Source organism: Actinomadura litoris (assembly GCF_009733595.1).
GTDB classification, from domain to species: Bacteria; Actinomycetota; Actinomycetes; order Streptosporangiales; family Streptosporangiaceae; genus Spirillospora; species Spirillospora litoris.
In genome coordinates this window covers 123,597-132,905 of record NZ_WOFH01000021.1, presented here as the reverse complement: position 1 = coordinate 132,905, position 9,309 = coordinate 123,597, and the positions used below count along the sequence as shown (strand labels likewise).

Here is a 9,309-nt window from a genome sequence, read left to right as displayed (position 1 = left end):
TCGATGGGGCAGATCCTGGCCGATGTGCAGGCGGTGAACCTGCACGCGTTGATGAACCCCGAGACCAACGCCGAGTTGCATGGGCGGATCCTGTGCGACCAGGAACCCAACACCCTCTACATCTGACCAGCGACGCGTCCGTCCAGGAGGGAGAACACCGTGAGCGGCGCCGTTCCGTCCCCCGCGGTCAAGCACGTGCCGGTCAGCGAGGCCATGCGCGCCTACCTGGCGCGCTCGTGCACCCCGCCCGACGCCGTGCTGACCAGCCTGATCGAGAAGACCGCCGCGCTCGGTGACCAGGCGGGCATGATGGTGCCCGCCGAGCAGGCCGCCCTGCTCACCCTGCTCGCCCGGACCGTCGGCGCGCGGACCGTCGTGGACGTGGGGACGTTCACCGGCCTGTCCGCGCTGGCGTTCGCCCGGGGGCTCGCGGCGGGCGGGACGGTCATCACCTGCGACGTGTCCGACGAGCACGCCGACCTGGCGCGCGAGCACTGGGAGCTGGCGGGCGTCGCGGACCGCATCGACTTCCGCCTGGGCGCGGCGGGCCGCACGCTCGCCGCGCTCCCGGACGGCCTCGCGGCCGACATCGTCTTCGTCGACGCCGACAAGATGAACTACCTGAACTACCACGCGCTGGCCGTTCCGCTGCTGCGGCCGGGCGGTCTGCTGATCGCCGACAACGTCCTTCTCGACGGTTATGTCATGGACCCCGACCTCGCCGGCGACGCGCTCATGCGCGGTTGCGCGCGAAAGCTCCGTGAATTCAACGCGGCGCTCGCCTCCGACGACAGGCTCGACACGGTCATGCTGCCGATCGCCGACGGCCTGACCATCGCCCGCAAGCGCTGACCGGCAAGGCGGGCGCCCCGAGAACGCGGGCGGTCCGGATCCTCACCACAAGCTCGGTACCCCGGATCCGGACCGCCCGTACTTCCTTTTCCCCTTAGGACCGCTGAGCGGTCGCCGCGACCTCGCGGGCCAGCGTTCCGGCGTCGCAGTCGTTGAAAAGGACGCCGATGTCCAGCACCACCCCGAACTCGTCCTCCACCCGCGCGACGATGCGGGCCGCGGAGATCGACTGCCCCTGGAGCTCGAAGAACGTGGCGTCCTCCTCGCCCTCCCCGGCGTTCAGCACGTCCGCCCAGATCTTCCTGACCCGGCCCTCGATCTCCTGCGGACTCAAGTCACCCATCATGCGGCTCCCTTTTTCTCGTGGACAATGCCGCCGGTGATCGCGGCGAAGCACGTCCATCGTCATCGCGTGCGAAGCGGCCCGGCATCCTGGTGATTGCGCTTTCTTCGCCCTGGCCAGGGGAGTCGCCGCGCATTTCATGAGAAGCGCGCCGGTCGACCGCGTGTGAGGATCCATAACTGTCAAAGGAGGTGAAATGGCGGCGACGAATTCACCGGCATCACGGGAGCGGCGGACCGCCATTTCCCGCGCCCAGGAGGGGCTCTGGTTCCTGGACCGGCTGAACCCGTCCGCGCCCGCGATGATCCTGCGCAGGGCCTACCGGGTGACGGGCGAGCTGGACGCCGGCGGGCTGGAGCGGGCGTGGCGCGCCGTCACCGAGCGGCACCGGATCCTGCGCACCCGGATCCGGCAGCGGGACGGACGGCCGGTGCCGCGGGTCTCCCCGCTCGCCCCCGCCGCGACCGGACGCCTCCTCGACCTCGCCGACGGCCCGGTGGCCGGGCTCACGGTCGTGCGGACCGGGCCGTCCGAGCACAGGGTCCTGCTGGAGGCGCACCGCGCGGTCGCGGACCGCGCCTCGCTGGCGCTGCTCGCGGGTGAGCTGTCCACCGCCTACGGCACCGGCCGGGCGCCTGCCGTCCACGCCCCTCGATACGCCGACTACCTGCGGTGGGAGGGGCGGGCGCGGTGGCAGCGCGCGCGCCGGTTCTGGGACGGCGCGCTCACCGCGCCCCCGCCCGCGCTGCCCTTCGACCGCGGCGGCGGCGCGCCCGTCGCGGTGCCCTTCGACTGGGGCCCCGGGTCCGCCGCGCGGGTGGCCGCGCTCGCCGACCGGTGCGGCACCACGTCCGAGATCGTGCTGCTCGCGGCGTTCCACGCGCTGCTGTCCCGGTACTCCGGTGGCGGCGCCGTGCCGGTCACGGTGCCGATGGACGCGCGTCCGGCGGGTTTCGAGCGCACGGTCGGGCCGCTGGAGAACCCGGTGGTGGTGTGCGGTGACGCCTCGGGCGGACCGTCCTTCGCCGAGCTGGTCGCCAGGGTCGCCCGCGCCCACGCCGAGGCGCACCGGCACCGGACCCTGCCGTTCGCCGAGGCGATACGGTCGATACGCGCCGACCGCGACCCGGACCGCGTCCCCTGGGGCGACGCGACGTTCGTCCCGCCGGTCACCGCGGACGGCGCCCTCGTCCTCGGGGACGCCCGCGCCGAGCTCCTCCCGGCGGCCGACACCGAACTCGCGGACCTGTGGCTGAGCCTGGACGAGGCGCGCCGCACGGTCCGGGGCAGGCTGGGCTACCGCGTGCACCCGCACGCGCCCGAGCCGGCGGCGATGCTCGACCACCTGCGGACCCTGGTCCAGGCGGCGGCCGCCGACCCCGACGTCCCGATCGGCGACCTGCCGTTGGAGGACCGGGCCCCGCGTCCGGACGATCGGCTCGGCGCGGACGCCCCGCGCGAGCCGGTGCACACGCTCATCGGGCGGCACCGCGACGGCACCGCCATGACCTGGCCGGACGGCCGGCTGCCCTACCGCACGCTCATGGAGCGGGCCGCCGCGCTCGCGTCCCGGCTGGCGGGCATCGGCGTCGACCGCGCGCCCGTGGCCATCCGCATGGGGCACGGCCCCGCGCAGCTCACCGCGTCGCTCGCCACGCACCTGGCCGGAGGGCACGTGGTGTGGTTCGGGCCGGGGGACGCGGGCGAGCGCGGCCGGTCGGTGCTGACCGAGCTGCGCCCCGCCTGCCTGGTCACCGAGACCCCGGACGCGCCGCTGGAGCGCTGGTACCGCGACCACCTCGGCGGCACGCTGCTCCTCCCCTCCGACCCCGCCCCCGACGGCGCGGCCCCGGTCCCGGTCCCGCCGTCGGACCTGGGCCGGCTCGCCTACGCCGCCTACACCTCGGGCTCGACCGGCAAGCCCAAGGGCATCGCGCAGACGCACGGCGCGCTCGTCCAGTTCGCCGCCTGGCTGGCGGACGAATGCGGCATCGACGCCCGCTCGCGCGTCGCCCTGTGGGTCGCCCCCGAACACGACCCGAGCCTGTGCGAGATCTTCGCGACGCTGGTCGCGGGCGGCACGCTGTGCGTGGTCCCCGACCGGCTCCGGCTGAACCCCGAGCCGCTGCTGGAGTGGCTGCGGGACGAGCGGATCACCTTCCTCCAGACCGTCCCGAGCTTCGCGGCCGAACTGCTGCGCGCCGCCCGCGACCACGCCGGCGGATGGCCCCGGACGCTGGACCGCGTCGCGCTGATGGGCGAGGCCCTCCCGGCGGGCCTGGTGAACGGGCTGCGCGCGGCGGCGCCGCACGCGCGGGTCTTCAACGGCTACGGCCCGACCGAGACCATCGCCGCCACCTGGCACAGGTTCACCGGGCCGGTGGCCGCGACCGTCCCGATCGGCCGCCCCATCCCGGGCCGCCAGGTGCTCGTGCTGGACGGCGACGACCGCCCCTGCCCGGCGGGCGTCACCGGGGAGATCGTGATCCGCAGCCCGTACGCCGCCGCCGACTACCTCGGCGGCGAGGACGCGGGCGCGTTCCGCCCCGTCCGGGGCATGGGCGGGGCGACCCGCTGCTACCGGACGGGCGACCTCGGCCGCTGGGGCTTCGACGGGACGCTGGAGTTCCGCGGCCGCCGCGACCACCAGGTGAAGCTCGGCGGCAACCGCGTCGAGATCTCCGGGGTCGAGGCGGAGCTGGCGGCGCACCCGTCGGTGCGCGAGTGCGCGGTCGTCCCCGTCACCGGTGACCACGGCCTGGTCACGCACCTGCTGGCCTACGTCGTGCCCCGGGAGGGCGCCGAGGCCGCCCCGCACGCCTGGCGCGCCCATCTGAACCAGCGGCTCGGCGCGTCCGTCCGGCTGATCGCCTTCCACGTCCTGGAGGCCGGGCTGCCGCGCAACATCGCGGGGAAGGTGGACCGGCGCCGGCTGCCCGACCCGGCCCGGGTGCTGTCCCGGCGGGGCCGCGCCCCGGCGTCCGATACCGAACGCGAACTGGCGCGCATCTGGCACGACCTGCTCGGCGCCGCCCCGGAGACCGTCGAGGAGAGCTTCTTCTCCGCCGGCGGCCATTCGCTGCTGGTACCCACGCTCACCCAGCGAATACACGGCAGATTCGGCGTGCCGGTCTCCCTCCGGGAATGCCTGCTGCGCCCTTCACTCGCCGGAATGGCGGCTCTGATCGAGTCCGCCACTGTCCATTCCCGTCCCAAGAACGACGATCGCCGTCGTGATCGAGTGAGAGGTTGAGTTTGGTGGATTCGGAGTCGCGGGTTGTTTTCGATGGTGCGGGTGTGACGACCGCCGACGTGCGGCGGGTGGCGGAGTCCGGCACCCCCTGCGCGGTGGCGCCGGGCGCGTTGGAACGCGCCGCCAAGAGCCGCGGCCAGTTCGAGGACCTGGTGAGCCAGGGCGTCCCCGTCTACGGGGTGACCACGGGGTACGGCGAGATGATCTACATGCTCGTCGACCGCGCGCACGAGGTGGAGTTGCAGACCAACCTGGTCCGCAGCCACGCGGCCGGTGTCGGGCCGCTGTTCAACACGGTGGAGGCCCGCGCGATCGTCTCGGCCCGCCTGAACGCCCTCGCCAAGGGGCACTCGGCGGTGCGGCCGGAGGTGCTGGAGCGGCTGGCGCTGTACCTGAACTCGGGGCTGACCCCGGCCATCCCGCAGATGGGGTCGCTCGGGGCGAGCGGCGACCTGGCGCCGCTGTCGCACATCGCGATGGCGCTGATCGGCGAGGGCTACCTCCTCGGCAAGGACGGCGAGGGGCAGGTGGCGACCGGGCCGGTGCTGCGGGAACTCGGCATCGAACCCGTCCGGCTGCGGTTCAAGGAGGGGCTCGCGCTGATCAACGGGACCTCCGGCATGACGGGCCTGGGCGCCCTGATCGTGGAGCGCGGCCTGGACCAGGTCCGCCAGGCCGAGATCGTCACCGCCCTGGCCGTGGAGGCGCTGCGCGGCTCGACCGGGGGGTTCCAGCCCGAGGGCCACGACATCGCCCGCCCCCACCCGGGCCAGATCGACACCGCCGCGAACCTGCGCGCCCTGCTGGCGGGCAGCGGCCTGGTCGTCTCCCACGCGCAGATGCGCGAGTCGGTGCAGGCCGAACGCCGCGAGGGCGACGGGGTGCAGCGCACCCAGATGTACATGCAGAAGGCGTACTCGATGCGGGCGATCCCGCAGGTGCTGGGCGCCGTCCGCGACACCCTCTACCACGGCCGCCGCGTCGTCGACATCGAGCTGAACTCCGCCAACGACAACCCCCTGTTCTTCGAGGGCATGGAGGTGTTCCACGGCGCGAACTTCCACGGCCAGCCGGTCGCGTTCGCGATGGACTTCACCATGGTCGCGCTGACGCAGCTCGGCGTGCTCTCCGAGCGGCGCACCAACCGGATGCTGAACCGGCACCTGAGCTACGGCCTCCCCGAGTTCCTCGTCGCGGGCGACCCGGGGCTCAACAGCGGGTTCGCGGGGGCGCAGTACCCGGCGACGGCGCTGGTGGCCGAGAACCGCACGATCGGCCCCGCCTCGACGCAGAGCATCCCCTCCAACGGCGACAACCAGGACATCGTCTCGATGGGCCTGATCGCCGCCCGCAACGCCCGCCGGGTGCTGGACAACAACCGCTACATCCTGGCGGTGGAGTTCCTGGCCGCCGCCCAGGCCGTCGACATCGCCGACCGCGCCGCCGGCCTGTCGCCCGCCGGGCGGGCCGTCTACGACCACATCCGCGCCACCGTCCCCACCCTGGACGCCGACCGGTTCATGGCCGACGAGATCGAGCAGGTCGCCGGAATGATCGAGCGCGGCGAGTTCCTGACCGCCGTCGCCGGCACCGGCACCACCCTCCACTGAAGGAGAGACAGCAATGGACGAGCCCGGCTTCGATGTGGTCGTGGTCGGCGGCGGCCCGTGCGGGTCGACGGTGTCGACCCTGATCGCCCGCGAGGGGCACCGGGTGCTGCTGCTGGAGCGCGAGCGGTTCCCCCGCTACCAGATCGGCGAATCGCTGCTCCCCGCGACCGTGCACGGGATCTGCCGCCTGCTCGGCGTGAGCGAGAAGGTCGAGGCGGCGGGGTTCACGGTGAAACGCGGCGGGACGTTCCGCTGGGGCGCGAGCCCCGAGCCGTGGACGTTCGCCTTCGCCGCCTCCCCGCGTTTCGCGGGGCCGCATTCGACCGCGTTGCAGGTGGAGCGGATGCGGTTCGACCAGATCCTGCTCGACAACGCCCGCGCCACCGGCGTCGACGTCCGCGAGGAGGCCACCGTCACCAGCCTCCTGCGCGAGGGCGACCGCGTCAGCGGCGTGACCTGGCACGACTCCGAGGGCGTCAAGCACCAGACCGCCGCGCGGTTCGTCGTGGACGCCTCCGGGAACGGGTCGCGCATCCACACCGAAACGGGCGGGACGCGGCGCTATTCGGAGTTCTTCCGGAATCTGGCGCTGTTCGGCTATTTCCGGGGCGGGAAACGGCTTCCGCCGCCGAACCGGGGCAACATCATCGCGGCGGCGTTCCCGTCGGGATGGTTCTGGTACATCCCCCTCAACGACGAACTCACCAGCGTCGGCGCCGTCCTGCTGCCCGAGGCCCTCGAACGCGTCCGGGGCGACCGGGCCGAAGCCCTGCAAACGCTGATCGGGGAATGCCCGTTCATCGCCGATCTGCTCGACGGTGTTCCCCGCGTCACCACCGGCCCGTACGGGCAGGTGCGCGTCCGCAAGGACTACTCCTACATCCAGGACGCCTTCACCGCGCCCGGACTGGTGCTGGCCGGGGACGCGGCGTGCTTCATCGACCCGGTGTTCTCCTCCGGCGTGCACCTGGCCACCTATTCCGGCCTGCTCGCCGCGCGCTCGATCAACACCGTCCTCACCGGCGCCCTCACCGAGACCGCATGCATGGAGGAGTACGAGGCGCGGTACCGGCAGGAGTACGCCCGGTTCCACGACTTCCTCGTCGCCTTCTACGACATGCACCAGGACCAGCACTCCTATTTCTGGCGCGCCAAGAAGGTCACCGACCACACCGGCACCGAACTGGAGTCCTTCGCCGAACTCGTCGGCGGCGGCTCCTCCGGCGAGACCGCCCTCACCGCGAGGACGACCGCCATCCAGGAACTGTCCCAGGCCGTCCAGACCATCGACGGCGACACGAAGCAGGTGGCGCCCGACCGGGACCTGCTGCACACCAGCCTGGCCCGATCGGTCACCCGCACCGGTATCCGCCTGCAACTCCAGGCCACCGGTGACACCGACGACACCACCCCGATCCGCCCGCACGGGCTCATCCCCACGACCGACGGCACGCACTGGACCACGCCGCCCGATCAGGCGGCCTGACGAGACGATGAAGGCCGCGCGTCACGCGCGGCCTTCATCGCTTTGTGCCAGGGCTCGGTCAAAGGGACGAATTCAGGTCGGGCACCGTCCAGCCGTCGAGGTCGTATTCGGCCATGCACCGGTCCACGAGGTCCTTGTAGGACGCGAGCTGCCCGCCGAGCGTCTGGGCCCCGAGCAGTTCGAGCCGGGTGTTCTCGTGGTTGCCCGCGTAATTGCGTTCGTAGAGCTCGTGCCGGCCGCCGAACTCGGTGCCGACCGCGTCCCACAGCAGCTTCATGAGCTTGACCCGCTCCACCGAGTCCGCGCCGCCGGAGCCGCGCAGGTACTTGTCGAGATAGGGGCGGACGCGCGGGTCGCGGAAGTCGGCGGCGCTGGAGTTGACGTAGATCAGGCCGCTCGCCACGTCCTGGAGGACGATCTCCCGGATCCGCGGATAGCCGATCTGCATGAACCACCGGTAGGCCATCCCGTAGTCCGGATTGGGGAGGACGGCGCCGTTCTTCCAGGGGACGGGATTGCGGGCCGCCGCGTCCGACAGGCCCCAGAACAGGTTCCGCCAGGCGAGCACTTCCCCGAGCCGGGTCTGCACGCCCCGGAAGTCGGCGACGCCGGTCAGGTCCAGCGCCTTGGCGAGCAGCCCGGCGATGAACTCCAGCTTCACCGCCAGCCGGGTGGCGCCGTGGAAGGTGAAGCGCTCCACGAAGCCCGACTGGCCTGTGAACGTCTGCGCCTTGCCCAGGTCCCCGTAGACGAACACGTTCTCCCAGGGGATGAGCACCTTGTCGAGGACGAGGATCGAGTCGTTCTCGTCCATGCGCGCCGACAGCGGATAGTCGAACGGGCTGCCCGCCGCCGCGGCCGCCGTATAGGAGGGCCGGCAGATCAGCTTCACCCCCGGGGCGCCGGTCGGCACGGTCGCCACGAGCGCGAACTCCTTGCGCCGTACCGGCACGCCGTAGTGCGCCACGAACGTGTGGTGGGTGAGCGCGGAGCCGGTGGCCACGACCTTGGCGCCGCTGACCACCAGGCCCGCGTCGGTCTCGCGCTCGACGTGCACGAAGACGTCGGCGACCTCGTCCGGCGGCCTGCTCCGGTCGACGGGCGGGTGCACGATCGCGTGGTTCCAGTACAGGACGCGCTCCTGCGCCCGCCGGTACCACCGCCGGGCGTTGTCCGCGTACTCGCCGTAGAACTCGGCATTGGCGCCCAGCGTGCCGAGGAAGGACCCCTTGTAGTCGGGGCCGCGCCCCATCCACCCATAGCTCATCCGCGCCCAGAGCGCGATCGCGGCCTGGTCGGCGACCAGGTCCTCGGAACTGCGCGGCGCGGTGAAGAACCGGTGCGTGTACCCCTCGCCGCCGCCGTCCAGCGGAACGGTGAGCACCGGACGGGTCTTCTCGTCGTGCAGGGAATCGTAGAGCCGCGCCGTCATCGCGATCGGATTGCGGAACGCCGGGTGGGCGGTGACGTCCTTGATGCGCTCTCCGTCCAGGAAGACCTCGCGGTCGTCACGCAGGCTGTCGACGTACTCCGCGCCGGTGTACGGCCTCGTCTCGGGCATCACCAGCCGCCTTCCTTCGCTCGTCGATCGCGGTGGCCGGGGCGGCGCCCGGTGGCCCGGGACGCGCGCCTGGCGTCGCCAGCATCCCCCGGGCCGCCGCGCGGCCACATCTCGCGACGTGCGCTCGGGCCCCCGCCGCCCTTTTCATCGGGCGGTGTTATGGAAATGCGTTATAAAATGGTGTTATCAATAAATGATCGACGG

General features: G+C 72.4%; 6 protein-coding genes. 4 read left to right on the top strand and 2 right to left on the bottom strand.

Annotated features, from left to right (window positions below):
- Positions 1–159: 159 nt before the first annotated feature.
- On the top strand, positions 160–852 hold the full coding sequence (locus GNZ18_RS38975) for an O-methyltransferase (RefSeq protein ID WP_312875005.1): 693 nt from the start codon (positions 160–162) through the stop codon (positions 850–852).
- Positions 853–946: 94 nt separating this feature from the next.
- Here the strand turns inward: GNZ18_RS38975 and GNZ18_RS38970 are convergent, their stop codons facing one another.
- Entirely contained in the window at positions 947–1,195 is a 249-nt protein-coding gene (locus GNZ18_RS38970; protein WP_216651580.1) for a phosphopantetheine-binding protein, read from the bottom strand.
- 196 nt (positions 1,196–1,391) lie between these two features.
- On the opposite strand from GNZ18_RS38970, the gene GNZ18_RS38965 reads away from it, so the two are divergent.
- From GNZ18_RS38965 to GNZ18_RS38955, 3 genes are read left to right on the top strand one after another with little or no spacing between them, the layout of a single operon-like run.
- A complete protein-coding gene (locus tag GNZ18_RS38965) occupies positions 1,392–4,448 on the top strand; it encodes a non-ribosomal peptide synthetase (RefSeq protein ID WP_156222264.1) in 3,057 nt (1,018 codons plus the stop codon).
- Positions 4,449–4,453: 5 nt separating this feature from the next.
- Positions 4,454–6,058: a tyrosine 2,3-aminomutase gene (gene cmdF / locus GNZ18_RS38960; protein WP_308166076.1), complete on the top strand. Its 1,605-nt coding sequence runs from the start codon at positions 4,454–4,456 to the stop codon at positions 6,056–6,058.
- A gap of 13 nt (positions 6,059–6,071) precedes the next feature.
- Positions 6,072–7,544 carry a tryptophan 7-halogenase gene (locus GNZ18_RS38955; protein ID WP_156222259.1) on the top strand — a complete coding sequence of 491 codons (1,473 nt, stop codon included), beginning with the start codon at positions 6,072–6,074 and terminating at the stop codon, positions 7,542–7,544.
- A gap of 58 nt (positions 7,545–7,602) precedes the next feature.
- On the opposite strand, the gene GNZ18_RS38950 is transcribed toward GNZ18_RS38955, so the two are convergent.
- Positions 7,603–9,105 (bottom strand): 4-hydroxyphenylacetate 3-hydroxylase family protein, encoded by a 1,503-nt coding sequence (locus GNZ18_RS38950; RefSeq protein ID WP_156222257.1) that lies wholly within the window; start codon positions 9,103–9,105, stop codon positions 7,603–7,605.
- Positions 9,106–9,309 lie beyond the last annotated feature (204 nt).